Source organism: Streptomyces spiroverticillatus (assembly GCA_014650415.1).
GTDB classification, from domain to species: domain Bacteria; phylum Actinomycetota; class Actinomycetes; order Streptomycetales; family Streptomycetaceae; genus Streptomyces; species Streptomyces spiroverticillatus.
In genome coordinates, this window is record BMUX01000007.1 from 45446 (window position 1) to 70885 (window position 25440).

22 protein-coding genes are annotated in these 25440 nt (G+C 72.5%); 14 read left to right on the top strand and 8 right to left on the bottom strand.

Going from position 1 to position 25440, the window contains the following annotated elements:
* The first annotated feature begins 14 nt into the window (after positions 1 to 14).
* The 4 genes from IE269_RS19625 (at position 15) to IE269_RS19640 (ending at position 3713) form a co-directional block, all read left to right on the top strand.
* Complete coding sequence (locus IE269_RS19625; RefSeq protein ID WP_189824347.1) at positions 15 to 830, top strand: inositol monophosphatase family protein; 816 nt, start codon at positions 15 to 17, stop codon at positions 828 to 830.
* A 216-nt stretch (positions 831 to 1046) separates the two neighbouring features.
* On the top strand, positions 1047 to 1604 hold the full coding sequence (locus IE269_RS19630) for an O-acetyl-ADP-ribose deacetylase (protein ID WP_189824348.1): 558 nt from the start codon (positions 1047 to 1049) through the stop codon (positions 1602 to 1604).
* A 97-nt stretch (positions 1605 to 1701) separates the two neighbouring features.
* Positions 1702 to 3183: an AlkA N-terminal domain-containing protein gene (locus tag IE269_RS19635; RefSeq protein WP_189824683.1), complete on the top strand. Its 1482-nt coding sequence runs from the start codon at positions 1702 to 1704 to the stop codon at positions 3181 to 3183.
* Positions 3184 to 3212: 29 nt separating this feature from the next.
* On the top strand, positions 3213 to 3713 hold the full coding sequence (locus tag IE269_RS19640; protein WP_189824349.1) for a methylated-DNA--[protein]-cysteine S-methyltransferase: 501 nt from the start codon (positions 3213 to 3215) through the stop codon (positions 3711 to 3713).
* Here IE269_RS19640 and IE269_RS19645 read toward each other — a convergent pair.
* Genes IE269_RS19645 through IE269_RS19655 form a run of 3 tightly spaced genes read right to left on the bottom strand, consistent with a single transcriptional unit; the run spans position 3710 to position 5846 of the window.
* On the bottom strand, positions 3710 to 4426 hold the full coding sequence (locus tag IE269_RS19645) for an SIR2 family NAD-dependent protein deacylase (RefSeq protein ID WP_189824350.1): 717 nt from the start codon (positions 4424 to 4426) through the stop codon (positions 3710 to 3712). The genes IE269_RS19640 and IE269_RS19645 overlap by 4 nt on opposite strands.
* A complete protein-coding gene (locus IE269_RS19650) occupies positions 4423 to 4869 on the bottom strand; it encodes a hypothetical protein (RefSeq protein WP_189824351.1) in 447 nt (148 codons plus the stop codon). The genes IE269_RS19645 and IE269_RS19650 overlap by 4 nt, the downstream gene beginning before the upstream one ends.
* Positions 4866 to 5846 (bottom strand): ArsR family transcriptional regulator, encoded by a 981-nt coding sequence (locus IE269_RS19655; RefSeq protein ID WP_189824352.1) that lies wholly within the window; start codon positions 5844 to 5846, stop codon positions 4866 to 4868. Before IE269_RS19655 ends, IE269_RS19650 begins: the two co-directional genes overlap by 4 nt.
* Positions 5847 to 5924: 78 nt before the next feature.
* Here IE269_RS19655 and IE269_RS19660 point away from each other — a divergent pair, with 78 nt between their 5' ends.
* Positions 5925 to 7157 carry an MFS transporter gene (locus IE269_RS19660; protein WP_189824353.1) on the top strand — a complete coding sequence of 411 codons (1233 nt, stop codon included), beginning with the start codon at positions 5925 to 5927 and terminating at the stop codon, positions 7155 to 7157.
* Positions 7158 to 7212: 55 nt separating this feature from the next.
* On the opposite strand, the gene IE269_RS19665 is transcribed toward IE269_RS19660, so the two are convergent.
* Positions 7213 to 7719, bottom strand: coding sequence for an NUDIX domain-containing protein (locus tag IE269_RS19665; RefSeq protein ID WP_189824354.1), 507 nt, complete (start codon positions 7717 to 7719; stop codon positions 7213 to 7215).
* An 86-nt stretch (positions 7720 to 7805) separates the two neighbouring features.
* Between IE269_RS19665 and IE269_RS19670 the strand changes: the two genes are divergently transcribed.
* Positions 7806 to 10127, top strand: coding sequence for an SUKH-4 family immunity protein (locus IE269_RS19670; protein ID WP_189824355.1), 2322 nt, complete (start codon positions 7806 to 7808; stop codon positions 10125 to 10127).
* Between the two features lie 56 nt (positions 10128 to 10183).
* On the opposite strand, the gene IE269_RS19675 is transcribed toward IE269_RS19670, so the two are convergent.
* Entirely contained in the window at positions 10184 to 11890 is a 1707-nt protein-coding gene (locus IE269_RS19675; RefSeq protein WP_189824356.1) for a BCCT family transporter, read from the bottom strand.
* A gap of 102 nt (positions 11891 to 11992) precedes the next feature.
* On the opposite strand from IE269_RS19675, the gene IE269_RS19680 reads away from it, so the two are divergent.
* Positions 11993 to 13252: a glycerate kinase gene (locus IE269_RS19680; protein ID WP_189824357.1), complete on the top strand. Its 1260-nt coding sequence runs from the start codon at positions 11993 to 11995 to the stop codon at positions 13250 to 13252.
* A gap of 61 nt (positions 13253 to 13313) precedes the next feature.
* Here the strand turns inward: IE269_RS19680 and IE269_RS19685 are convergent, their stop codons facing one another.
* Positions 13314 to 14021, bottom strand: a complete 708-nt coding sequence (locus tag IE269_RS19685) for a nitroreductase family protein (protein ID WP_189824358.1) — start codon at positions 14019 to 14021, stop codon at positions 13314 to 13316.
* Positions 14022 to 14071: 50 nt separating this feature from the next.
* Positions 14072 to 15274, bottom strand: coding sequence for a PucR family transcriptional regulator (locus tag IE269_RS19690; RefSeq protein ID WP_189824359.1), 1203 nt, complete (start codon positions 15272 to 15274; stop codon positions 14072 to 14074).
* Positions 15275 to 15480: 206 nt separating this feature from the next.
* On the opposite strand from IE269_RS19690, the gene IE269_RS19695 reads away from it, so the two are divergent.
* The 5 genes from IE269_RS19695 to IE269_RS19715 all read left to right on the top strand — a co-directional run bounded on the left by IE269_RS19695 (position 15481) and on the right by IE269_RS19715 (position 20893).
* Positions 15481 to 16332, top strand: a complete 852-nt coding sequence (locus IE269_RS19695) for an ABC transporter ATP-binding protein (RefSeq protein WP_189824360.1) — start codon at positions 15481 to 15483, stop codon at positions 16330 to 16332.
* On the top strand, positions 16329 to 17105 hold the full coding sequence (locus tag IE269_RS19700) for an ABC transporter ATP-binding protein (protein ID WP_189824361.1): 777 nt from the start codon (positions 16329 to 16331) through the stop codon (positions 17103 to 17105). Before IE269_RS19695 ends, IE269_RS19700 begins: the two co-directional genes overlap by 4 nt.
* Positions 17102 to 17992 (top strand): branched-chain amino acid ABC transporter permease, encoded by an 891-nt coding sequence (locus IE269_RS19705; RefSeq protein WP_189824362.1) that lies wholly within the window; start codon positions 17102 to 17104, stop codon positions 17990 to 17992. Before IE269_RS19700 ends, IE269_RS19705 begins: the two co-directional genes overlap by 4 nt.
* A gap of 484 nt (positions 17993 to 18476) precedes the next feature.
* The gene (locus tag IE269_RS19710; protein ID WP_189824684.1) at positions 18477 to 19634 is read left to right on the top strand and encodes a branched-chain amino acid ABC transporter permease; all 1158 of its coding nucleotides are present in this window, start codon (positions 18477 to 18479) and stop codon (positions 19632 to 19634) included.
* Positions 19631 to 20893, top strand: coding sequence for an ABC transporter substrate-binding protein (locus IE269_RS19715; RefSeq protein WP_189824363.1), 1263 nt, complete (start codon positions 19631 to 19633; stop codon positions 20891 to 20893). The genes IE269_RS19710 and IE269_RS19715 overlap by 4 nt, the downstream gene beginning before the upstream one ends.
* Before the next feature lie 61 nt (positions 20894 to 20954).
* On the opposite strand, the gene IE269_RS19720 is transcribed toward IE269_RS19715, so the two are convergent.
* Positions 20955 to 21542 carry a cysteine hydrolase family protein gene (locus IE269_RS19720; protein ID WP_189824364.1) on the bottom strand — a complete coding sequence of 196 codons (588 nt, stop codon included), beginning with the start codon at positions 21540 to 21542 and terminating at the stop codon, positions 20955 to 20957.
* A gap of 231 nt (positions 21543 to 21773) precedes the next feature.
* Between IE269_RS19720 and IE269_RS19725 the strand changes: the two genes are divergently transcribed.
* Together IE269_RS19725 and IE269_RS19730 are read left to right on the top strand one after the other, a co-directional pair.
* Positions 21774 to 24035: an ATP-binding cassette domain-containing protein gene (locus IE269_RS19725; RefSeq protein WP_229898038.1), complete on the top strand. Its 2262-nt coding sequence runs from the start codon at positions 21774 to 21776 to the stop codon at positions 24033 to 24035.
* Positions 24036 to 24430: 395 nt separating this feature from the next.
* Positions 24431 to 25423, top strand: a complete 993-nt coding sequence (locus IE269_RS19730; protein WP_229898019.1) for a GlxA family transcriptional regulator — start codon at positions 24431 to 24433, stop codon at positions 25421 to 25423.
* Positions 25424 to 25440: the final 17 nt, after the last annotated feature.

The following is a 25440-nucleotide window of genomic DNA, read 5'->3' on the forward strand; positions in this document are numbered from 1 at the left end:
CTTTGCTGGACGGCATGATCGATGACCAGCTTGTCGCCGCAGTGGAGGCGGCCGTCCGGGAGGCGGCCGCGACCGAGATCATGCCCCGCTTCCGTCAGCTCGCCGCGCACGAGGTGGTGGAGAAGAAGGGCCCGTACGACCTGGTGACGGTCGCCGACCGGGGCGCGGAGGAGCACCTCACGGCGGCCCTGACCCGGCTGCTGCCCGGTTCGGTGGTGGTCGGCGAGGAAGCCGTCCACGCGGACCCGGCGGCGTACGGGGCGATACGGGGCGACGCCCCGGTGTGGATCGTCGACCCGGTGGACGGGACCCGCCAGTTCGTGGACGGGGAGGCGGGATTCTGCACGCTGGTGGCGCTGGCGCGGGGTGGTGAGCTCCAGGCGTCGTGGACGTTCGCCCCCGCGATGGACGAGATGGCGACAGCGGTACGGGGCCGGGGCGCGACCCTCAACGGCCGCCCCCTGCACGCCGGGTCGCCGGAGGCGGGTGCTCCGCTGCGGGTCGCGATCTCGAACCCCGACTACACGACCCCGGAGGAGAAGCACGCACTGCTGCGGCTGGCGGTGCCGGGAGTGGAGACCCGGCCGTGCGGGTCGGCGGGCCTGGAGTATCTGGCCGTCGCCCGGGGCGAGTTGGAGGCCGTCGCCTTCTCGTGGGAGCTGGCCTGGGACCACGCGGCGGGGCTGCTGCTGGTGGAGGAGGCGGGGGGCACGGACCGGACGCGAGTGGGGGAGCGGTATCGGATCACCGGGGGCAATGCGCTGCCGTTCGCGGTGGGGAGGGATGCGGGGGTGGTGGAGCGGGTGCGGGGGCTTTTGGCGGGGGAGTAGCGCTTCTGGCCCGCCGGGTGTGGTGGGGGTTGGTCGGGTTCGGCACCCGGTGCCGGGGCGGGTTCCGTGCGGGTGAGTCGTGGCTGGTCGCGCCCACGCGGCGGAGCCGCAAATCAATGCAGCCCCGCGCCCCTGAAATGCCTGCCCTTCGGGCGGCATCGTCAGGGAGGGGGCCCACCCCTGGGCACCCACGACCCGCCTGGGCAGAATGCGCGCATGACAACACCCGGCCCCACCCCCAAAATCACCCTCGTCCGCGGCGACATCACCGACCAGCATGCCGACGTGATCGTCAATGCCGCGAATTCGACCCTGCTCGGCGGCGGCGGTGTGGACGGCGCCATCCACCGCCGCGGCGGCCCCGCCATCCTCGCCGACTGCCGCAAGCTGCGCGCCTCCCACTACGGCCGCGGCCTCCCCACCGGCCGGGCCGTCGTCACCACCGCCGGAGACCTGCACGCCCAGTACGTCGTGCACACCGTCGGCCCCGTCCACCAGCCCCACCTCACCGGCGACGCCGACCGCGCCCAGTCGGAGCTGCTCGCCTCCTGCTACCGGGAGTCCCTGCGCCTGGCGGGCGAGCTGGGTGCCCACAGCATCGCCTTCCCGGCCATCTCCACCGGCGTCTACCGCTGGCCGCTCTCCGACGGCGCCCGCCTCGCCGTGCGCACCGTCCGCGAGGCCGCGCGCGAGCCGCTGCTGGACATCCGGTTCGTACTGTTCGACGATGCCGCGTTCGCGCACTTCGAGCAGGCCCTGGTCGCGGCACCTTGATGTCGGATTTCCGCCAGCCGTCGAACCTCCGGTGACCGATGCTGGACCCATGACACCGACCGAGACCGCAGCCGCCCCGGCCGCCGGCACCCGCGCCATGCACACCGACACCGACCGCTGTGTCCGCGCCGTGCAGTCCAAGGACGCGCGCTTCGACGGCTGGGTGTTCACAGCGGTCACCACCACCCGCATCTACTGCCGCCCGAGCTGCCCGGTCGTCCCGCCCAAGCCGCAGAACATGACGTTCTACCCGAGCGCGGCGGCCTGCCAGCAGGCCGGGTTCCGGGCCTGCAAGCGGTGCCGCCCCGACACCAGCCCCGGCTCCCCGGAGTGGAACGCCCGCGCGGACGCCGTCGCCCGCGCCATGCGGCTCATCCGGGACGGAGTCGTCGACCGCGAGGGCGTGCCGGGGCTGGCCGCCCGGCTCGGGTACTCCACCCGGCAGGTCGAGCGTCAGCTCCGCGCCGAGCTGGGGGCCGGGCCGCTCGCCCTGGCCCGCGCCCAGCGTGCCCAGACGGCCCGGCTGCTCATCGAGACGACCCCGCTGCCGATGGCGGACATCGCCTTCGCCGCCGGGTTCTCCTCGGTGCGCACCTTCAACGACACCGTCCGCGAAGTCTTCGGCCTCGCCCCCAGCGAGCTGCGCGAACGCCGCAAGAAGGGGCAGGGCGGCCCGCAGACCCCCGGCGTGATCGCCCTCCGCCTCCCCTTCCGCGCCCCGCTCAACCCCGACAACCTCTTCGGCCACCTCGCCGCCACCGCCGTCCCCGGCGTCGAGGAATGGCGCGACGGCGCCTACCGCCGCACCCTCCAACTCCCGTACGGGCACGGCATCGTGGCCCTGTCCCCCCGGCCCGACCACATCGACTGCCGGCTCTCCCTCACCGACCTGCGCGACCTCACCCACGCCATCAGCCGCTGCCGCTGGATGCTGGACCTCGACGCCGACCCGGTCGCCGTCGACGAGCGGCTGAGCGCCGACCCGCTGCTCGCCCCCCTGGTGGCGCGGGCCCCCGGGCGGCGAGTGCCCCGTACGACCGACGCGGACGAGTTCGCGGTACGGGCCGTCCTCGGCCAGCAGGTGTCGACGGCCGCCGCCCGCACCCACGCCGCCCGCCTGGTCACCGCGCACGGCACCCCCGTCGACGACCCGGAGGGCGGCCTCACCCACCTCTTCCCGACCTCCGAGGCGCTCGCCGGGCTCGACCCCGAGACGCTGGCCCTGCCGCGCAGCCGCCGTACCACGCTCACCACCCTGGTCGCCGCCCTCGCCGACGGCACGATCAAACTGGGCGTCGACAGCGACTGGGACGCCGCCCGCGCCCAGCTCCTCGCCCTGCCCGGCTTCGGCCCGTGGACCACCGAGGTCATCGCGATGCGCGCGCTCGGCGACCCGGACGCTTTCCTCCCCTCCGACCTCGGCATCAAGAAGGCCGCCCAAGGGCTCGGCCTCCCGCACACCCCGGCCGCCCTCACCGCCCGCGCCGCCGCCTGGCGCCCCTGGCGCGCCTACGCCGTCCAGCACCTGTGGGCCACCGACTCCCACCCCATCAACCACCTTCCGAACCAAGCGAGTTGATCCCGATGCCCCAGAAGACCCCACAGAGTATGTCCCAGAAACAGCACACCGTCGTCGACAGCCCCTACGGCCCCCTCACCCTCGTCGCCACCGACGGCGTCCTGTCCGGCCTCTACATGGTCGGCCAGCGCCACCGTCCCGCCGAGGAGACCTTCGGCGACCCCGACCCCGAACCCTTCCCCGAGGTCATCGCCCAGCTCGAAGCCTATTTCCAGGGCGAGTTGACCGAGTTCACGATCCCGCTGGCCCTCCACGGCACCCCGTTCCAGCGCTCCGTGTGGGAACAGCTCCAGCAGATCCCGTACGGAGAGACCCGGACGTACGGCCAACTCGCCCAGGAACTGGGCAACATGGGGGCGTCCCGCGCCGTCGGCCTCGCCAACGGCAAGAACCCCGTCGGCATCATCGTCCCCTGCCACCGCGTCATCGGCTCCACCGGAAACCTCACCGGCTACGGCGGCGGCCTCGACCGCAAGCAGCGCCTCCTCGCCTTCGAGAGCGGCGCCCCGGCCGAAGCCGCCCTCTTCTAGAGCGCCGCGAGCAACGTGGGCAGCGCCGTCCCGATCGGCTCCCGCACCACCTCGTCGGCCAGCGGATCGTACGGCGTCGGCTCCGCGTTCACGACGATCAGCCGCGCCCCGTGCTCCGCCGCGATCCCGGCCAGCGACGCCGCGGGCTGCACCTGGAGCGTGGAGCCGACCGCGACGAACACCTCGCACGCCTTCGCCACCAACATCGCACCGCCCAGCACCTCCGGGTCCAGCGCCTCCCCGAACATCACCGTCGCGGGCTTCAGGATCCCCGCGCACACCCGGCACGCCGGGTCGGGCTCGCCCGCGTCCACCCGCTCCAGCGCCTCGTCCATCGACGTCCGTGCGTGACACTTCACGCACACCACCGCCCGTGCGGTGCCGTGCAGTTCGAGCACCTTGCGGTCCGGCATGCCACCGAGCTGGTGCAGCCCGTCCACGTTCTGCGTGAGCACCCGCACCGCGAACCCGTCCCGCCGGTCCAGCTCGGCCACCGCCCGGTGCGCCGCGTTCGGCTCCGGGTTCAGGGCGGCCTGCTCCCGCCGCATCAGCCACGACCTGCGGCGGATCTCCGGATCGGCCATGTAGTAGCTGTACGTGACGAGCTTCTCGGCGTCCGGATCGCGCCGCCACAGCCCGCCGGGCCCCCGGTAGTCGGGGATGCCGGAATCCGTCGAGATGCCGGCCCCGCTGAAGATCGCCACAAGAGTCATGGGCGGAGGCTACGCGCGGGCTCCCGCACCGTGCCACCGGAAATGTGCCGCTGGGACTCCTTCGCCAGCCACGGTGCGGTCACCGCCACGAACAGCCCGAACGCCAGCAGCCGTTGCAGTCCGGGCGAGTCCTGCACCCCGCTGTGCAGCAGGACGTACACGGCGTACGCATTGGCCGCGAGGTCCGTCACCATCACCGCGCACACCAGCCACACCCCGGCCGTACTCCGCCCGCGCACCGCCCCCAGGACGACCAGCGCCAGGGCCAGCGGGTCGAACAGCGTCAGCGAGGTCCAGTACACGTCGAGCCAGTACGGGGCGAACACGGCGTGCGACCGCACCCCGTGCACGAACAGGTCCGTCAGATGCGTGACCGTACCGATGGCCAGACCGACGACGTACACCGCGACGACGACCCCCCGCCACACCTGACGACCCCTCACTCGCCCTCCCGATCCTGCGAGTTCACCAGGACGTCCCCCGCCCCTGTCCGGTAGTACAGCACGGACCGCCCCGCCCGGCGCCGCCGCACCAGCCGCGCGTCCAGCAGCACCTTCAGATGCCGCCCCACCGACCCCAGCGGCAGCCCGGTCAGCGCCACCAGGTGCGTGGTGCTGCGCGGCGCGTCCAGGAGTACGAGGACGGAGGCCCGGCCCCGCCCCAGCAGCGCGCCCAGCGCCTCCGGGGCCGGGGGCCGCCCCGGCTCGGCGAGCGCGCCCGCGCACGGGTAGACCACCGCGTACCGGCGCCCGCCCTCCCACGACACCCAGCTCGTGCCGAAGCTCACCGGCACGAACAGCAGCCGGGCCCCGGACATCTCCCTCGGCGCGTGCTCGTGCGTGTTGATCTGCAAGCGGTCGCCGCCCAGCCAGCGCATTCCCGGCCGCATGTCGTCCAGCGCCGCAGCCCAGCCGCCCCGGCTCAACTGCGCCGTCCGCGCGACGATGTCCGCCTCCAACACCCGTCTGCGTACCGGCCATTGAGGCAGTACCGTCTGCCGCCACACCCACTCCACGACGTCGGCGGCCCGGTCCGCGAGGTCCCGGCGGCACAGCTCGGGCGGCGGAGGGGAGCCCAGGGCGACGGTGAGATCGTCGTGCACCTCCTGCGGCGACCGCGCCCGCATCACGGCCAGCTCCTCCTCGAAGCTCTGCCCGCCCTCGGCGGCGGGGGTCGGGGTGATGAAGTCCGCGTTCCAGTGCGGCCGGAACGCGGCGTCCAGGAGGAGCGGGGTGAGCGGATCGGCGCGGACCAGCTCCCGGAAGGCTGGCAGGTGCTCGGCCAGCCAGGAGCGCTCGCCGGGATGCACGGCCGGGGCGTGCCCCTGGAGCAGCTTCAGGCTGGAGATTGCCTCGCTCAGCGGGGAGACGACGAACCGCCCGCGCGCGAGCGTGTCCGCGTCCACCTGCCACCACCCCACGCCGGCCCCTCCCCTTGATGACGTTTCGCGTGCCTGCGAAACATTACGTCTCCGTACGGCCCCTCCCAGACTCCTGCCATGCGCACTTACCGTGAACTGTTCCGGCAGCCGGAGTTCACTCCGCTGTTCCTGGTCGCCTCCACGAGGTCGGCGGCGCAGACTGTGACGGGTCTGGCCCTCGGCGTCCACATCTACTCCGCCACCGGCTCCCCGCTGCTGTCCTCGCTCGCCATGTTCGGCCCCTCGCTCGCCCAACTCATCGGCGCTTCCACGCTGTTGAGCGCCGCCGACCGCGTTCCGCCGCGCGCCGCGCTCACCGGCATCTGGCTGGTGTTCGCGGTGGCCACCGCGATCCAGGCGATACCGGGGCTGCCGGTGGGGGCCTCCTTCGCGGTCCTGCTGACGCTGGGGATGTTCGCCTCCCTCAGCGGGGGAGTGACGTACGGACTCCTCCACGAGATCCTCCCCAAGGACGGCTTCCTGATCGGCCGATCCGTGATCAACATGTCCAACGGGGCCACCCAGATCCTGGGCTTCGCCGCCGGCGGACTGCTCGTCACCCTGCTGTCGCCGCCCGTCACGCTGCTGGTGGGCGCCGGAATGTTCCTCGCGGCGGCGGCACTCGCGCGCTTCGGCCTGAGCCGCAGGCCCGCGCGGGCGCAGGGCCGGGCGTCGATCGCCGCGACCTGGCGCACGAACGGGGTGCTGTGGTCCTCCCGGCCCCGCCGCTACGTCTACCTCATGCTGTGCGTGCCCAACGGGCTGATCGTGGGGTGCGAGTCCCTGTACGTCCCGTACGAACCGGCTTACGCGGGGCTGCTGTTCGCGAGCGCGGCCGGCGGGATGCTGGTCGGCGACACGGTGGTCGGCCGGTTCGTGCCGACCCGGTGGCGGGTGCGGGGCGGGCCGATGCTGCGGCTGCTGCTCGCCGCGCCGTACCTGGTCTTCTTCCTGCGGCCGCCGCTGGGGGTGGCGGTGGGGGTGGTCTTCGTCGCCTCGATCGGCTTCGCGGCGACGCTGCTGCTCCAGGAGCGGCTGCTGGCGCTGACCCCGGACACCCTGAGCGGGCACGCGCTGGGGTTGCACGGATCGGGGATGCTGGCGATGCAGGGGGTGGGTGCGGCGCTGGCGGGGGCGGTGGCGCAGGTGGTTCCCGTGGGGGTGGCGATGGGGGTGATGGCGGGGGTGTCGGTGGTCGTCACGCTGGGGCTGGAGAGGGGCGTGCGGGCCGGGAGGGGCATCCCGGGCGAGGTGCCCGGTTCCGGTGGGGTGCCGGGGCCCGTGCCCGTTGCGGGCGAGGCCGTGTCGTAGTTCGTGCCCGGAACCGGGGCGGGGTTTTTCTCCCCGCCCCGCCTCTCTGACGGGGCTAGCCCACCCTGCGGCCGTTCTCCAGTTCCGCCGCGCCCGTGCCGTCGGTGAGGGCGGCGAGGGCGGCCAGGATGCGGGGGCCGAGGCGGTTCAGGGCGTGGGCCGGGATCTCGTCGACCGGGATCAGGCGCCAGGAGAGCAGCTCCTCCTCCTGGAGACGGATGGCGGCGAGCTGTGCCGCGTCCAGGACTCCGCCGTCGTACAGGTACGCCACGATCGGCGGCCGGTCCGGACTCTGCGCCCAGTCCACGGCGAGGAGGCGACCCGGTTCGATGTCCAGGCCGATCTCCTCCAGGGTCTCCCGCCGCGCCCCTTCCCGGGGCGTCTCGCCCGTGTCCGACTCGACCGTGCCGCCGGGCAGCACCCACCCCTCCCGGTAGTTCGGCTCGACCATCAGCACCCGGCCCTCCTCGTCCCGGAAGAGCACGGCTGCCCCGGCGAGCACGCGGGGCAGCGAGGCGATGTAGGTGGCGTAGTCCTGGATGTGCTGGGTTCCCTGGGTCACCCGGACACCCTACAAACCGCCCTTGTACGCTCGCTCGCAATCGCAACCGGGGGGGGGCGCCCGCAAGGGCGGAGGAGGGGACACACGTGCTGGTGGACTTCGAGACGGAACGGCTGGGCGGGGCGCTCGCGGAGGGCGGGGTCACCCTCGCCACCGAGGACTCGCTGCCCCCCGACTGGCCTCTGGACCGGCAGGCCCGCGCCTTCCTCACCACGGTCGGCCTGCCCCGCGAGGCCCCCCTGATGCGCTTCGACGTCGACGGCGACCTGCCCGAGCGCGCGAAGGGGCGTCAGATCGGCTCGTACAGCTTCCTGCCCGGCTCGTACGCGATCGTCCTCGACGGCAGGACCGGCCGGGTGTACGTCGAGGACGCCATCAGCGGCACGCACAAGCTGCTGGCGAGCGACCTCTCCTCCCTCGTCCACCTCTGCGAACTCGTCGCCATGCTCCGCCCAGACACCGGGCGCTTCGACCGCCGCACCGCCGACTGCGGACCCGGGGCCGTCGCCGCGATGCAGCGCGGGATGCTGGAACTCGTCGCCGACACGGATCCCGTCCTGCTCGACCCCGCCGACGACATATCGACTTTCTGGCGCACGCAGATGGTGATGCGCCCCCTCGCCTGGATCGCCCGCCCCGGGGACGACGGGCTCGCCTTCGACCTGTCGGGCGGCTTCCTGGAGGACGAGTTCACGACGTACGACATCCAGCGGTACGAGGACGAGTCCCTGCCCGCGCTCCTCACCCACGCCCCCACCCGGCACTTCCTGCGCACCCACGGCCTGGTCCGGGAGGCGAGGCCGGTGTCCCTGAGCGAGCTTGCCGAGCCGTGGGAGGACGACGGCCAGGGCTACGGAACCCCGCCCCGCGCCGAGAAGATGATCAGTCTCGGCGGGATCGTCGAGGACACCGAACTCCTCCTGGAGGGCGACACCGGACGCCTCTACGGGTGGCACGCGGACGACGTCCTCATCCCCCTCAACACGGACGTCTCCGCGCTCGCTTTCACCGCCTGGGCCCTCCCGCAGATCCGCCGCCTCGACGCCGTTCACCGCTTCACCGAGGACGACCACCTGACGGCCGCCGCCACCTTCACCGAACTCCTCGCCTCCGTCGACCCGTTCGGGGCGCGCCCGGAGGCGGAGAACATCTGGCCCAGCCACGTCGAGGACGTCGTCATGGAGGCGATTTCCGCGCCCTGGACGAACGAGGAACGGCCGCTGCGTGTTCCGTACGACCGGCCGCGCGCCGAATCCGTTTACGGGGCGGAGGGGCTGGTCACGGCCACCGACTTCCCGGCGGACCTGCGGCACGCGCCCACCCGGGCCTTCCTCGCCGAGGTGGGACTGCCGCGCGAGGCGCCGCTGCTGCGGTTCGACCTGGGCCTTCAGGAGGCGGGGCCGAGCGGGTTCTTCCGGCTCGGCTCGTTCTCGTACAACGAGAAGCAGCTCATTCTGCTGGAGGGCGAGACCGGCCGGGTCTTCGCCACCGAATATTGGTACTCGGGTCAACTCACTCCCGAGGAACTGGAGTTGCTGGCCTCCGACGTGTCCACGCTGTCGTACCTCACCGAGGCCGTGGCCCGGATGCGGCCCGACAGCGGACCGTACGCGCGCGACCGGGTGCAGTGCGGGGCGCACGTCGTGGAGGCGCTCCAGGAGGAGATGCTGAGAGTGGTCCGGGACTGCGACCCCCGGCTGCTCCAGCCGTGGGAGGGCGTCTCAGAATTCTGGCGGCAGCAGATGCTGGTGCGGCCGCTGGTGTGGATCGGCGGCCCGGGGCGGGACGGTCTGCTGTACGAACTGGACGGTGAGGTGCTCGACGCCGACCTGACGGACGGCTACGGGCGCGTGTATGGGAAGACGGAGACCGACCTGCCCGCCGCGCTCACGCACACAGCCACCCGCCGCCACCTGCTGGAGACGGGCCTCGCCGACGTCGACACCGCCTTCCTGGAGATGGAATGCGTTGAGCTCCCGACGGTCGCGCAGGTATACGAACGCGAGGAGGACCCCTCGGCGAGCTTCTACACGGAGTTCGACTACGACGAGGAGGACTACCCCCGCCCCGACGGGGCCGAGGGCATCGTCCGGCTCGGCGTGATCGTCGAGGACGGGGCGGTGCTGCTCGACGGCGCCACGGGCCGGGTGTACGGACGCTACATGGACGACGGCACCGAGTACCCGATGAACGCCGACATCTCCGCCTACAACCTCACCGTCTGGCTGATCGGCCGCGTCCGCAGACTCTCCGCCGAGGGCCGCATCGGCGACGAACACCGGATGCTGGTCGAGACGTTGCTCGACACGCTGGCCATGGTCGACCCCGGGGCGTATCCGCACCCGAATGCCGATGTGCAGTGGCACTTCTATCTGGGCGACGACCAGGTGGAGCACCTCGCCGGCTGAACATGCGGCAGGGGCGCGGCAGTCGACGCCGCGCCCCTGTAGCTACGTACCCAACCTCAGTCGTCCGTACGGGACTTGGCCGCCCGGCGCAGCCTCGGGTGCCGCCGATCAGGCCCCTGCTCGGTGATCGCGTCGCCGACCATCGCCCGCACCGCGTCCCGCAGTCCGTGCAGCGCGTGGTGGCGGGCCGGGCCCGCGCCCGGGTCCTCGCGCAGCTCCTTCACCAGCGCCCAGCACAGGCCGAGCATGACCAGGACGAAGGGCAGGGCGACCAGGATCGTCGCCGTCTGGAGGGAGTTCAGGCCGCCCGCGACCAGCAGTCCGGCCGCGACCGCCGCCATCAGCACGCCCCACAGCACCACCAGCCAGGTCGGCGGGTGCAGCGCGCCCCGGCTGGTCAGCGAGCCCATCACCAGGGACGCCGAGTCGGCGCTGGTGATGAAGTACGTCATGACCAGCAGCATCGCGATGACCGAGGTGACCGTACCGAGCGGCAGCGCGTCGAGCAGCGCGAACAGCGAGGCCTCCGCGCCGTCCTTGATCGAGCCGGCCATGTCGGCCACCCCGGTGTCGTCCAGGCGCAGCGCGGAGCCGCCCATCACGCAGAACCACACCACCGTCGCGCCGCTGGGCACCAGCAGCACGCCGATCAGGAACTCGCGGATGCTGCGGCCCTTGGAGATCCGGGCGATGAACGTGCCGACGAACGGGGCCCAGGACAGCCACCACGCCCAGTAGAAGATCGTCCAGGTGCCCAGCCACTCGCTGTCGCCGAACGCGCCGGTCCGGGTCGCCATCGGCAGCAGGTTGTTCAGGTAGCCGCCGATCGAGGCGGGGATCGCGTCCAGGATGAACACGGTCGGTCCCAGGACGAACACGAACAGCATCAGCAGCGCGGCCAGCACGATGTTGATTGTGCTGAGCCACTTCACACCCTTGTGCAGACCGGAGAAGGCGGACAGCACGAACGCCGCCGACAGCGAGCCGATGATGATCAGCTCGACGGTCTGGCTGTCCTCGATGCCGGTGACGATGTTGAGGCCCTTGGAGACCTGGAGGGCGCCGAGGCCGAGGCTGGTGGCGGTGCCGAAGACGGTCGCGAACACGGCCAGCAGGTCGATGACCTTGCCCTGCCAGCCGTCCGCGCGCTTCTCCCCGAGCAGCGGCACGAACGCCGAACTCATCCTGTTTCCGCGGCCCTTGCGGAAGGTGGCGTACGCGAGGGCGAGACCGGCGACGCCGTAGATCGCCCACGGGCCCAGCGTCCAGTGGAAGAACGAGTACTCCAGGGCCGCGCGCGCCGCGTCGCCGGTGCCGGGCTTGGCACCGCTGCCGGGGGGCGGGGTGAGGTAGTGCTGAAGCGGTTCTCCGACACCGTAGAACATCAACCCGATGCCCATGCCGGCGCTGAACATCATCGCGATCCAGGCCAGGTTCGTGAACTCGGGCTCGGAGTCGTCCTTGCCGAGCCGGATCCGGCCGAAGCGGCTGAAGGCGATGCACAGGCACATCAGCAGGAACACGTCGGCGGCGATGACGAACAGCCAGGCGAAGTTGTTGAGCACCCAGGCCAGGGCGGACGACGAGGCGCTCTCGAAGGAGTCCTTGCCGAGGAAGGCCCAGGCGACGACGGCGGCCACGGCGAGTACGCCGATGACGATCACCGTGTGGTCGGGCCTGCCGTCGGCCGCGGGGTGGGTTTCCGCCTCCCCGGCGGAAGGTTCCGGGGGCGGCTGCGGTGGATCAAGGGATTCCGTACTCATGCCGCACACCTTATGGTGCTCAATGTCGTGATATGGGGGGTTGGCGCGCCGTCAGAAGGGGTGCGGAGGGCGTGCGATGGGTTTCAGCATGCGGAATCGGTCATGGGCAGGGGGTGGACAAGGCGGTTAAGGTCGGGTCGGCGCGACTGCCTGTTCGAAAGCAAGGGATGCAAGGTGGCGGACGGAGCAGCAAAGAGTGGGGCGAGCGAGGCGACCGGTGCGAAGGCACGGGTGCTGATCGCCGCCGACAAGTTCAAGGGCTCGCTGACGGCCGTACAGGTCGCCGAGCGGGTCACGGCCGGACTGCTCAGGGCGGTCCCCGGGGTCGAGGTCGAGTCCCTGCCGGTCGCCGACGGCGGCGACGGCACCGTGGCGGCGGCGGTCGCCGCGGGCTTCGAACGCCGGGAGGTACGGGTCACGGGCCCGCGCGGCGAGGGCCTGACGGCGACGTACGCCTTCCGCGAGTCGGACGGCACGGCCGTGGTGGAGATGGCGGAGGCCTCCGGCCTCCAGCACCTCCCCGCCGGTGTCTTCGCCCCCCTGACGGCCACCACGTACGGCTCGGGCGAGCTGCTGCGGGCGGCGCTGGACGCGGGCGCGAAGACGATCGTGTTCGGCGTGGGCGGCAGCGCGACGACGGACGGCGGGGCCGGGATGCTGGCCGCGCTGGGCGCACGCTTCCTGGACGCGGACGGCAACCCGGTGGGCCCGGGCGGCGGCCCGCTGGCCGACGTCGCTTCCGTGGACCTCTCCGGTCTCGACGGGCGCTTCGGCGCGGCCGGGGGCGTGGACCTGATCCTGGCCAGCGACGTGGACAACCCCCTCACCGGCCCCAAGGGCGCCCCGGCGGTCTACGGCCCCCAGAAGGGCGCCTCGCCGGAGGACGTCGCGACCCTGGACCGGGCCCTGGCGCACTTCGCGTCGGTCCTCGGCCCGGCGGCGGGCGGCCCGGACGTGGCGGACTCGCCGGGTGCGGGGGCCGCGGGCGGCATCGGCTACGGAGCCCTCACGGCCCTCGGCGCCCGCTTCCGCCCCGGTATCGAGGTGATGCTCGACGTCCTGGGCTTCGCGCCGGCGCTGGACCGGGCCACCCTGGTCATCACCGGCGAAGGCTCCCTCGACGAGCAGACCCTGCACGGCAAGGCCCCCGCCGGGGTGGCTTCCGCCGCACGCGCGGCGGGCGTGGAGGTCGTCGCGGTCTGCGGCCGCCTGGCCCTGCCGGAATCGGCCCTGACCGCGGCCGGAATCAGTCGCGCCTACGCCCTCAGCGCGCTGGAACCGGACCCGGCGAAGAGCATGGCCCAGGCCGGGCCCCTCCTGGAGCAGGTCGCGGAGACCATCGGCCGGGACTTCCTGGCGTAGCCGGTACGGGGCGGGGACGGCTGCCCGGAGGGCGTGCCGTCCCCGCCCCGCAGCATGCGACCTACCACCGGTCCCGGTGGAGGACCTCCGCCACGGGCTTGCGGCGGACCGGCCCGAAGTTCCCCTTCGGCCACCCCACCGGAATCACCGCGAACGTGTTCATCGCCTCGGGGATCCCCAGCACCGCCTTCCACTCCCGCTCCAGCATCAGGTGCCAGATCGTGATGTTCGCCGCCAACCCCACCCCCCGCGCCGCCAACAGCAGGTTCTGCACCCCGGGGTACACGCACGACCCCTCCGCCAACGTCTGGAACCGCTCCTGCGTGCTCGCCATCTGCGCGAGCCCCTCCGGCCCCAGCGCAGCCGCCGAGGCCGCCAGCCCCTCCTCGTCCACCCGGGGCTCCGGGAACTGGTAGCAGGGGATGATCACCGCAGGAGTCTGTGCGAAGTGGTCCCGCTGGTAGCGGATCGCCGCCACCATCCGCCCGTACGCCTCCTCGTCCATCCCCTCCGGCGCGTACTTCCCCGTCGTCGCCAGATACGCGTCGACGCACCGCTCCCACAACGGCGCCAGCTCCGCCATCACTTGACGGTCCGTCACCACCACGTACTGGAAGGCCTGCATGTTGCCCCCGCTCGGCCCCCACACGGCCGCCTGCACGAGCTGCTCCAGCAACTCCTCAGGCACGGGGTCGGACTTGAGGCGACGCATCGCGCGCATGGTGGACATGGTGTCGAAGAGCGCAGGCGCCTGCGCATCGTTAGTCATGATCGCGGAGTGTACGACCACCCCGGAACCGCCCCCCGGCCACCCCCGTCTCACCCCACCGACAACCGGAACGCGTCCAACGCCAACGTCATCTCCGTCAGATCCCGCGGCCGCGACAACGACCGCGACGTCAACTGCTCAAGGCGCTTCAGCCGGTTGAACACCGTGTTCCGGTGGCAGTACAGCCGCGTCGCCGCCCGCCCCGCCGATCCCTCCGCCCCCAGCCACGCGTCCAGCGTCTCAAGGAGCACCGCCCGGTCGCCCGGATCGAGTGCCAGCAGCGGCCCGAACACCTCCGCCACCAGCCGCGCCGCCAGCTCCGGCTGACCCACCACCAGCGCGGTGGGCAGCCGTTCGTCCAGCCGTACGATCCCGGTACCGCCCGGCGGCTGCGTCGCCCCGCAGGTGAGCAGCGCCGTCTCCGCCAGCCGTCGGGCCAGGCCGAGTTCGGCCAGTCCTTCCACTACCGGGCTCAGCCCGCCGGGGCCCGCGCACCGCCGTTCCAGCTCCGCCGCCAGCTCCCCGAGCCCCGCGTCGGGTCCCAGCGCCACCACCGCGATCTCGCAGTCGGTCCGCATCCGCCAGAAGAACCGCAGCCCGTCCGCCGCCGTCACCCGGTGGAAGCGCTCCCGCCGGTCCGCCCGCAGCACCGCCACCGCGTACCGGCCCTGCTCCGGCAGGTCGAGCCCGGCCGCCGCGTTCGCCACCACCGCCGCCGAGGTCCGCCCCTCCAGCAGGGCGTCCAGCAGCGCCTGCACGTGTTCGTCGCTGCGCCGCTGCATGTCCTCCTCGGTGCTGCGGTAGGCGTCCGCGACCGTGGCGGCCTGCCGGTCGACGGCCGCCCACACCTGGGCCGCGGTGTGCACGAGCACCGGCAGTGCCTCGGGGTCCTTCGCCGAGACGATGTCCAGCAGCTCGTCCCACACCAGGTATCCGGCCTTGCGGTAGGCGTGCAGCAGCAGGTCCAGTTCGAGGCCCTGCTCCGCGCGCCGGCGGCCGAGCTGCCGGGCGAACTCCAGGTCCCGGCGGGGCGCCGACCGGGGTGCGGTGATGGCCTCGATCCCGTACCGCAGCGCCTCGTTGATCTGCTGCCAGTGTTCGTCTGCCGGTACCGCGACGTCGTATTGCGGGGAATGTGCGCGGAGTCGGGTGATCAGCAGGTCCGTGAGGCGTCCGACGCGTGAGATCAGCACCTCGGACGCGGCTGCCAGCACCGTCCGCTCGTGGTCCGTGCGTGCTCTGCGACCGTCCATGACCGGTGAGGATGCCACCGCCGGGGCGAGGTGGACAGACCCGCTGTGCCCGTGCACAACGCCCCCGGTCCGGCACTGGTCATCGGCAGCGATTCGGACGTACCCGCTGGACGGTTACACGTGTCGGGTGTTGGTGTGTGCCCCCACGGCGGCCCCCACAGTGGTCTGCCTGCGGCCCGCCCGCGTTCCGCCTGCGGTCCGCCGCCATGGAAGGAGCCGTTCCCGTGGGGTCTCCCCGTTCGTCCTCAGGTTCTCCGCCCGGCGCCCTGGAGGTGCGCGGGCTGTCCGTCGGGTACGGCCCGGTGCGCGCCCTGCGCGGGGTGACGCTGGACGTCCCGGCCGGGTCCGTGGTCGCCGTCCTCGGCGGCAACGGGGCGGGCAAGTCCACGCTCCTGCGGGCCGTTTCGCGCACCCTGCGCCACCACGGGGGAGCGGTTGCCGAGGGCTCGGTCTCGTACGACGGCCGCGACCTGCACGGCACGAGCGCCGCCAGGGTGGTGGCCGCCGGACTGGTCCAAGTCCCGGAAGGGCGGCAGGTGTTCGCCCGGATGACCGTGGCCGACAACCTCCGCGCCGGGGCGCTCGGGGCGAGCGGCGGGCGCGCCGCCGCGAAACGGGCCCAGGCCCGCGTCCACGACCTCTTCCCCGTCCTCGCCGACCGCGCCCACCAGCGCGCCGGGCTCCTCTCCGGCGGCGAACAGCAAATGCTGGCCCTGGGGCGGGCGTTGATGTCGGACCCCCGGCTCCTGCTCCTCGACGAACCCTCCCTCGGACTCGCCCCGCTGATGGCCGCCCGCATCGCGGAGACGGTCCGGCGGATCAACGCCGACGGCACCTCCGTCCTCCTGGTCGAGCAGAACGCCGCCCTCGCGCTGCGGCTCGCCACCACCGCGTACGTCCTCGACGTCGGCGAGGTCGCCCTGCACGGGCCCGCCGCCGAACTGGCCGCCTCCGACGAGGTCCGCCGCCGCTACCTGGGCGTGGTCGACGAGACCGCCGCCGAGGACGCCGACCGCGCGGAAGCCGGCGCCCCGACGCTGAGCAGGTGGACGGTATGAGCACGGCCGAAGCCCTCCAAGTCGCCGACGTCACAGTCAAGTTCGCGGGGCTGACCGCCCTCGACTCCGTCTCCTTCACCGTCGAACCCGGCAGTGTGCACGCCGTCATCGGCCCCAACGGGGCAGGAAAGTCAACCTGCTTCAACGTCCTGTCCGGCGTCTACCGCGCCACCTCCGGCAGCGTCCGCCTCGGCGACGCCGAACTCACCGGCCTCGCACCGCACCGCATCGCCGCCCTCGGCGTCGCCCGCACCTTCCAGAACCTCGCGCTGCCGCCCCGCGCCACCGTCTCCGACAGCCTCCTGCTCGGCCGCCACCGGCTCACCCGCACAGGCTTCCTCGCCGCCGGACTGCGCCTGCCGTCCGCCGCCCGCGAGGCCCGGGCCCACCTCCAACGCGTGCACGAGATAGCCGAGTTCGTCGGCCTCGCGGACGACCTGGAGAAGCCCGCGGGAGTCCTCCCGTACGGAAAACAGAAGCTCGTCGAGCTGGCCCGCGCCCTGTGCATGGAGCCCCGCGTACTCCTCCTGGACGAACCCGTCGCGGGCATGACCGCCGACGAACGGCGCGCCACCGCAGCCGTCGTCGCGGGCGTCCGCGACGGCCTCGGCATCTCGATCGTGCTGGTCGAGCACGACATGGGGGTGGTGATGCGGCTCGCCGACGCCGTGACCGTACTCGACTTCGGCAAACGCATCGCGGGCGGCACCCCCGCCCAGGTGCAGAACGATCCCGCCGTCGTCCAGGCCTACTTGGGGGCTCCCACACCATGACGACCTTCGTCGAACTCCTCCTCGGCGGGCTGTCGATGGGGGCCGTCTACGCCCTCATCGCCCTCGGCTTCGTCGTCATCTTCAAAGCCACCGAAGTGGTCAACTTCGCCCATGCGTCACTGCTGTTGGCGGGTGGCTACCTCACCGCCGTCCTCCACGACGACCTCGGTTTCTGGGGTGCGCTCGCCGTCGGCATCGCGGGCGCGGCGGTCGTCGGCGCGGCCGTCGAGTTCCTCGTCATGCGCCGCTACCGGGGCAGCGACCACAGCGTCCTCGCCATCGTCACCATCGGCGTCGACATCCTCCTGGTCACCGAGCTCACCCGCCGCATCGGCACCCGCGTCCTGTCGCCCGGCGACCCGTGGGGCGACAAGGTCGCCACCTTCGGCCCGATCTCCCTCGCCCACACCCGCATCGCCGCCCTCCTCGCGGCGGCCCTCCTCATCACCGCCTTCCTGCTCGCCTTCCGTTACACCTCCTGGGGCGTGGCGATGCGCGCCGCCGCCGAGAACCCGCAGACCGCGGCCCTGATGGGCGTCCGCCTGGGCCGGGTCTCCCTCTCCGCCTGGGCGGTCGCCGGCGCACTCGCCGCCGTCGCCGCGCTCTTCCTCACGGTCTTCCCGACCCCCGGCCTCGAACGCGCCACCTCACTCGCCGCCATGAAGGCCTTCCCCGCCGCCATCCTGGGCGGCCTCGACTCCACCACGGGCGCCCTCGCGGGCGGCCTGATCGTGGGCGTCGTCGAATCCCTGGCCACCGGCTACCAGGGCGACCTGTCCTTCCTCGGCCGGGGCATCGGCGACCTCGCCCCGTACCTGGTGATGGTCGCGGTCCTCCTGATCCGCCCGGCGGGCCTCTTCGGCACGAAGGAGACGGCCCGTGTCTGACCTCGACCCCCACCGCCCCCACACGCCACCCGCCGCCCCGCCCGGCCCGGACCCCTCCGGAGCCGTCGACTCCGGTACGCCGTCGACGGCGGGTGCACCCGAACCGGGCAGGGCGGATCCGGTACGCCCCGACCCGGCCGGTTCCGCCGACGGCACCGCCCGGCGCGCCGCCCCACCCCCGGGAACGGGGTCCTCGGGCCGGTTCGCAGCCGCCCCTTCCGGTACGGGCTCGGGCCCTTCGGCCGTCCGTGCGGCGGGCGCGGCCCCCCGCGAGGGCGGCGGTCCGGCCTCCGGAGGGGCCGCGGGTCCCGGGGGCGAGCCCCGTGCCGGCGGCCTGCCCGCTGCCGGCGCGGTCGACCGTACGGACTCCTCCTCCGCATCGCGCAACGGCCGCCCGCGAGACGGCGGGGAGCGGGCTGGTGGAGAGCGGGCCGGCGGGGAGCGGGCCGGTAGGAAGCGGGACGCTGCCCGCAGCGGCGGGACCGTGTCCGCAGCGGCCGACGACGCCGCACCGGGCACGCCGGGCTCCGGTGCGGGCGGCGGATCCGGTACGCAGCCGGGCCCGACCGGATTCGCCGGTGCCCTCGGGCGGCCCCGGACGTACCTCTGGACCGTGCTCTGCGTCCTGCTGCTCGCCCTGCCCTTCTACCTCGACCGGTTCTGGCTCCAGGCCGGGCTGTTCGCCATGGCCGCCGCCATCGCCGCCATCGGGCTCAACCTCCTCACCGGCGCCACCGGTCAACTCTCCATGGGGCACGCCTTCTTCCTCGCCGTCGGCGCGTACAGCTACTGCGTCCTCGCCGCCGGGCCGAGCATCGAGAACGGGCACCGGCTCACCGGGCTCGGGCTGCCCGGATGGCTCGCCGCCGTGCTGGCGGTGGGCGTGGCGGGGCTCGCGGGCGGGCTGTTCAGCCCCATCGCCGGGCGGCTGCGGGGCGCGTACCTCGGCATCGCCACGCTCGCGCTGATCTTCATCGGGCAGCATGTGCTGTTCAACGCCCGGGACCTCACCGGGGGCTTCAACGGCCGTACGGTGCCGCCCCTTTCGCTCTTCGGCATCACCTTCGACGACACGCAGACCGTCATCGCGGGCGTCCCCTTCGAGTCCGCCGAGAAGCTCTGGTACGCAGCCCTGCTCGCCCTCCTGCTGTGCGCGCTCTTCGCACGCGGCGTCCTGCGCGGGCGGCCGGGGAGGGCGATGAACGCCATCCGGGACCACCGGATCGCCGCCGGGGTGATGGGCGTGCCGGTGGCCCGCTACCGGGCGTCGGTGTTCGTGCTGTCGTCCATGTACGCGGGGCTCGCCGGGGTGCTGCTCGCGCTCGTCTTCCAGCGGACCGTGCCCGAGTACTTCGGGATGACCCTCTCCCTGGAGTTCCTCGCCATGATCGTCATCGGCGGGCTCGGCTCCGTGCGCGGCGCGGTGATCGGCGCCGTCTTCGTCTCGCTCCTGCCCCAACTCCTCACCCGCTACAGCGAATCGCTCCCCCTGGTCTCCGCCCCCGGCACCGGCGGCGGACTCGCACCGGGGGAGGCGTCCCGCTACCTGTACGGCGCGGCGGTCGTCGTCGTGGTCCTGTTCCTGCCCGGCGGTCTCTCCCGCCTCCGTCTCCGAAGCAGTGTCCGAAGGGGAAGCAAATGACGGATCGAAGGTTCACCACCGCTGCGGCGGCCACCCTCCTCGCCCTGACCCTCGCCGCCACTGGATGCAGCAGCAAGGCGGGCACCGGATCGGCCGGCAAGGAGGACGCGAAGGGCGTGAAGACCGGCGACGGCATCACCGACAAGGTGATCCCGCTCGGCGCCCTCACCGACCTGACCGGCGTGTACGCCTCCCTCGGCAAGAGCCTCACCCAGGCCCAGCAGCTGTGGGCCAAGGAGGTCAACGCCAAGGGCGGCATCTGCGAACGGAAGATCGAACTCACCGTCCGTGACCACGGCTACGACCCCCAGAAGGCGGTCTCCGCGTACACCGAACTGGAGCCGAAGGTCGCCGGATACGTCCAGTTCATCGGCTCGCCCTTCGTCGCGGCGGTCAAGCAGCGCGTCGAGACGCAGGACAAGGGGCTGATCCTCCCGCAGGCCTGGTCCGCCTCGCTGCTCGGCAGCCCGTACGTACGGGTCGTGGGGGCGACGTACGACATCGAGACCATCAACGCGCTCGACTTCCTGCTCACCCAGAAGAAGATCACCAAGGGCGACAAGGTCGGCCACGTCTACTTCGAGGGGGACTACGGCGAGAACGCCCTCCAGGGCTCCAAGTACGCTGCGGAGAAAGCCGGGTTGACGATCGTCGAGCAGAAGATCAAGCCGACCGACAACGACATGACCGCCCAGGTCACCGCCCTCAAGCAGGCGGGCGTCAAGGCCATCATGATCAGCGCGGGCCCGCGCCAGGCGGCCTCCCTGGTCGGCGTCGCGGCGGCCGGCCGCTTCGCGGTGCCGATCATCGGCAACAACTCCGCGTTCTCCCCGCAGCTCCTGGGCACCCCGGCGGGCCCCGCCCTCCAGAAGAACTACTGGGTGGCCTCCTCGACCCTGCCCATCGGCTCCCCGGACCCCGGCCCCTCGGCCCTCGCCAAGGCGTACAAGGCGGAGTACCCCGGCGACGCCCTCGACAACGGCGTCGCCGCAGGCTACTCGGCGGGCAAGATCTTCGAGGAGGTCCTCACCCGGGCCTGCAAGGACAAGAACCTCACCCGCGAGGGCATGGCCAAGGCCGTCCGCTCGATGAACGCCTTCGACAACGGCTTCGGCATGACCCACGACTTCACCGACCCGAAGCTGCCCTCCACCCGCCAGTCGGTGATCATGCAGCCGGACGCGAAGACGCCGGGCGGCCTCAAGGTCGTGCAGCCCGCGACGACGTCGAAGGTCGCAGAGGGCTTCACGTTCGGGTGACGGGCTCAGGTCCGTGCGGTACGGGACCGGGCTCGGCCGGTCCCGTACCGCACGCGGGCGCTCAGCCCTCGGTCGCCGCCCGCAGCACCTCCTCGGTGGAGGTGACCTTGGCGAAGCCGCCGCCGTGCAGGGAGACGGCGGTGGACCGGGACAGCTCGTCGGCGTTCTGGGTCCAGCCGAAGGGACCCTCGAGGTCGAAGGTGTGGGTGGCGTCCAGCGGCAGGATGACGCCGTAGCCGAGGTTGCCGCCCATCCGGGCCGTCGTCTCCACGCACATGTTGGTCTGGATGCCGGCCACCACGAACTGCTCGACGCCCGCCTCCTTGAGCCATTCGTCCAGGTCGGGGGAGCCGTAGAAGGCGGAGTTGACCACCTTGGAGACGAGCAGTTCGGGGCCGGGGCCCTTGCCGCGCCGGTCCTCCACGTACGGCTTGAAGTCGTTGCCGCTGGTTCCGGGGCGCAGCGGCGACCACGACTCGGTGGAGTCGTGCCGTACGAAGACGACCGGGCGGCCGGCGGACTGCCAGGCCTCGATCAGCGCGGCGATGTTGTCGTCGGCGGCCGGGTTGTTGCGGGTGCCCCAGAAGGGGTCCTCGAAGCCCTGCTGCACGTCCACGACGACCAGGGCGGTGTGCTGCGTGATGTCCATGGCGATGATCCTGCCGGGTGGCGGGAGGCTGCGACAGGGGGTGGAAAGTCAGCGATCGATGGGAAACCGCCAGTTGTCAGTGGTGGCCCGTAGGGTCGTGCCATGCCTTCGGAAAACGCCCGCACGGCGTCCTCCCACCCGCAGTCGCACCTCACGGGGTCCGGCCCCGCCTCGCCGGGCCCCCTCGCCGCGCCGGGCGTCGGCGAACCGCACCCTGCCGACGGGCACGGCCTGATCCAGGTGCGCGGCGCGAGGGAGAACAACCTGCGCGACGTCTCCGTGGACCTCCCCAAGCGCCGCCTCACCGTCTTCACCGGAGTCTCCGGCTCCGGCAAGTCCTCGCTCGTCTTCGGCACGGTCGCCGCCGAGTCCCAGCGGCTGATCAACGAGACGTACAGCGCCTTCGTCCAGGGCTTCATGCCGAGCCAGAGCCGCCCCGACGTCGACGCCCTGCACAACCTCAGCGCCGCGATAGTCGTCGACCAGGAGCGGATGGGCGCCAACTCCCGGTCCACCGTGGGCACCGCCACCGACGCGTACGCCATGCTGCGCATCGTCTTCAGCCGCCTCGGTGCGCCGAACCTGCCGAGCGCGGGCGCGTTCAGCTTCAACGTGCCCGAGGGCATGTGCCCCCGGTGCGAGGGCATGGGCCAGGTCTCCGACATCGACGTGGACCAGCTCGTCGACCGGGAGAGGTCCCTCAACGAGGGCGCGATCATCGTGCCGGGCTCGCCGGTGGACTCCTGGCCGTGGCAGATCGTGGTCAACTCCGGGTTCTTCGACCCGGAGAAGAAGGTGAAGGACTTCACCGAGCAGGAGTGGGCCGACTTGCTGCACCTGCCGCCGACGAAGGTGAAGGTCGGAAAGAACAACTTCACGTACGAAGGCCTGGCCGCCCGCGTCCAGCGGACCATCCTGGTCAAGGACCGCGAGTCGATGCAGTCCCACATCCGGGCCTTCGTGGACCGCGCGGTGGTCTTCGCCGCCTGCCCCGAGTGCGGCGGCACCCGCCTGACGCGCGCGGCCCTCGCCTCGAAGATCGACGGGGTGAACATCGCGGAGTGCTCCGCGATGCAGATCAGCGACCTGGCGAAGTTCGTCGGCGGTCTCGCCGCCCCAGCGGTCGCCCCGCTCCTGACGAACCTGCGGGAGCTGCTGGACTCGCTGGTCGAGATCGGCCTCGGGTATCTGAGCCTGGACCGTCCGGCCGGGACGCTGTCGGGCGGCGAGGCCCAGCGCGTGAAGATGGTGCGCCACCTCGGATCGCCGCTCACCGACGTGACGTACATCTTCGACGAACCGACCACCGGCCTGCACCCGCACGACATCCGCCGCATGAACGACCTGCTGCTGCGGCTGCGCGACAAGGGCAACACGGTGCTGGTCGTCGAGCACAAGCCGGAGGTCATCCGGATCGCCGACCACGTGGTGGACCTGGGCCCGGGGGCAGGTGCGGCCGGTGGCGAACTGTGCTTCAGCGGCGACGTGGCGGGGCTGGAGGCGTCCGGGACGCTGACCGGGCGGCACCTCTCGCACAAGGCGGAGCTGAAGGCGCAGGTGCGCAGGCCGACCGGGGCCCTGCCGATCGTCGGGGCGAACCAGCACAACCTCCACGACGTCAGCGTCGACCTGCCGACCGGGGTGCTCACCGTGGTCACCGGCGTCGCGGGCTCCGGCAAGAGCTCCCTCATCCACGGGAACCTCCCGGGGCGGGAGGGCGTGGTGGTCGCCGACCAGTCGCCGATCCACGGCTCGCGCCGCTCCAACCCGGCGACGTACACCGGACTGCTGACCCCGATCCGCAACGCCTTCGCCAAGGCCAACGGGGTCAAGGCGGCACTCTTCAGCGCCAACTCCGAGGGAGCGTGCGGCAATTGCAGCGGCATCGGCCTCGTCCACACGGACCTAGGGGTGATGGCCCAGGTGTCGTCGGTGTGCGAGGTGTGCGACGGCAAGCGCTTCACGGCGGAGGTCCTCGCCTACACGCTCAACGGGAAGAACATCCACGAGGTGCTGGGGATGTCGGTTGCCGAGGCGTACGACTTCTTCGCCGACGGGGGTGCGGTCGGGGGAGCGGCGGGCCAGCAGGCCCGGGCCCTGCTCGGGCGCCTCGGCGACGTGGGCCTGGGCTACCTCCGGCTCGGCCAGCCCCTGAACACGCTCTCGGGCGGGGAGCGGCAGCGCCTGAAGCTCGCCATCCACATGGCGGAGAAGGCCGCCACCTACGTCCTGGACGAGCCCACCACCGGGCTCCACATGGCGGACGTGGACCAACTCCTCGCCCTCCTCGACCGGTTGGTCGACGCGGGCAACACCGTGATCGTGATCGAGCACCACCAGGCGGTGATGGCCCACGCGGACTGGCTCGTGGACCTCGGGCCAGGGGGCGGCCACGACGGCGGCCGCATCGTCTTCGAGGGCACCCCGTCCGAACTGGTCGCCTCCGGCACGAGCTTGACGGCCCACCACCTCCGCGAATACGTGGACCGCTGACCCCTCTCCCCCTCTTCCTTCGCCCCCTTGGGCGGCGGCCCCTTCCACCTCCCTCGCCCCCTTGGGCGGCGGGGCCGCCCCCCGGGGGGCGGTACGCCCGTTCCGGGCCCGCCCCGGCACCGGCCCGCCCGCACCTTGCACGCCGGGTGCGCACAGCTCTGGGGCCCTCGGGGCGCCTCCCGGTGCCGGGTACGTGAAGCCCCGGCCCGCCGGGCCAAGAGGGTCCCCAGCCCCGCCCCTTCACCTAAACCCGCGGGGCAAGGGGACCGGTCCCGTGCGGGTGAGTTGGTGGCTGGGCGCGCAGTTCCCCGCGCCCCTGAAGGGGCAATTCGGCACAGCCCCCCGAGCGCACCCAGCACCGGAAGGGTGCAGCGGGGCGGTGGTTTACTGCCCGCGTGGACACCCCCGCCTCCCCGACCCGCATCGCCCTCCTCACCTTCCCCGCCGTTCGGCCCTTCGACCTCTCGGTCATCACCGAGGTGTGGGGGACGGACCGGACCTCCCACGGCGTCCCCGCCTTCGACCTGCACCGCGTCGGCACCGACCCCGGCCGGCCCGTCCCCCTGCGCGGCGGCATGTCGATCACCCCCGACCGCAGCCTCGCCTGGCTGCCCCGGGCCGATCTCGTCCTCGTACCGGGACTTGACGATCACCAGGGCCGTGCCCCCGAGCCCCTCCTCGAAGCGCTTCGCCGGGCCCACTCCCGGGGGACCCCCATCGCCGCCCTCTGCGCGGGCGCCTTCACCCTCGCCCAGGCCGGGCTGCTTGACGGGCGTCGCGCCACCACCCACTGGAAGCTCGTCGACGAGCTGCGCGCCCAGCATCCCCTGGCAGTGGTGGAGCCCGACGCCCTCTTCGTGGAGGACCGTGGGGTGTGGACCTCCGCCGGTACCGCCGCCGGCATCGACCTCTGCCTGCACCTCGTGCGGATCACCCACGGCGCCGAGGTCGCCGCCACCATCGCCCGTGCCATGGTCACCGCCCCGTTCCGCACCGGCACCCAGGCCCAGTTCATCGAGCACCCCACCCCCTGCACCGACCAGAGGGCCGACGCCCTCGCCGCCGTCCGCACCTACGCGCTGACGCACCTCGACGAGCCCCTCACCGTCGCCCGGCTCGCCGCCCGCGCGGGCATGTCCGCCCGTACCTTCGCCCGGCACTTCACCGCCGCCACCGGCGCCACCCCGCTGCGCTGGCTCCTCGACCAGCGCATCGCCGCCGCCCAGAAACTCCTCGAACACACCGACCTGCCCATGCCGGAAATCGCCCGCCGCACCGGCTTCGGCAGCGAGGTCACCATGCGCCAGCACTTCGCCAACCGGCTCTCCACCAGCCCCCGCGCCTACCGCGCCTCCTTCGCCGCAGGACCGGTGAAGGGACTGCGGTAGACCCCCGGTAGGGTGCC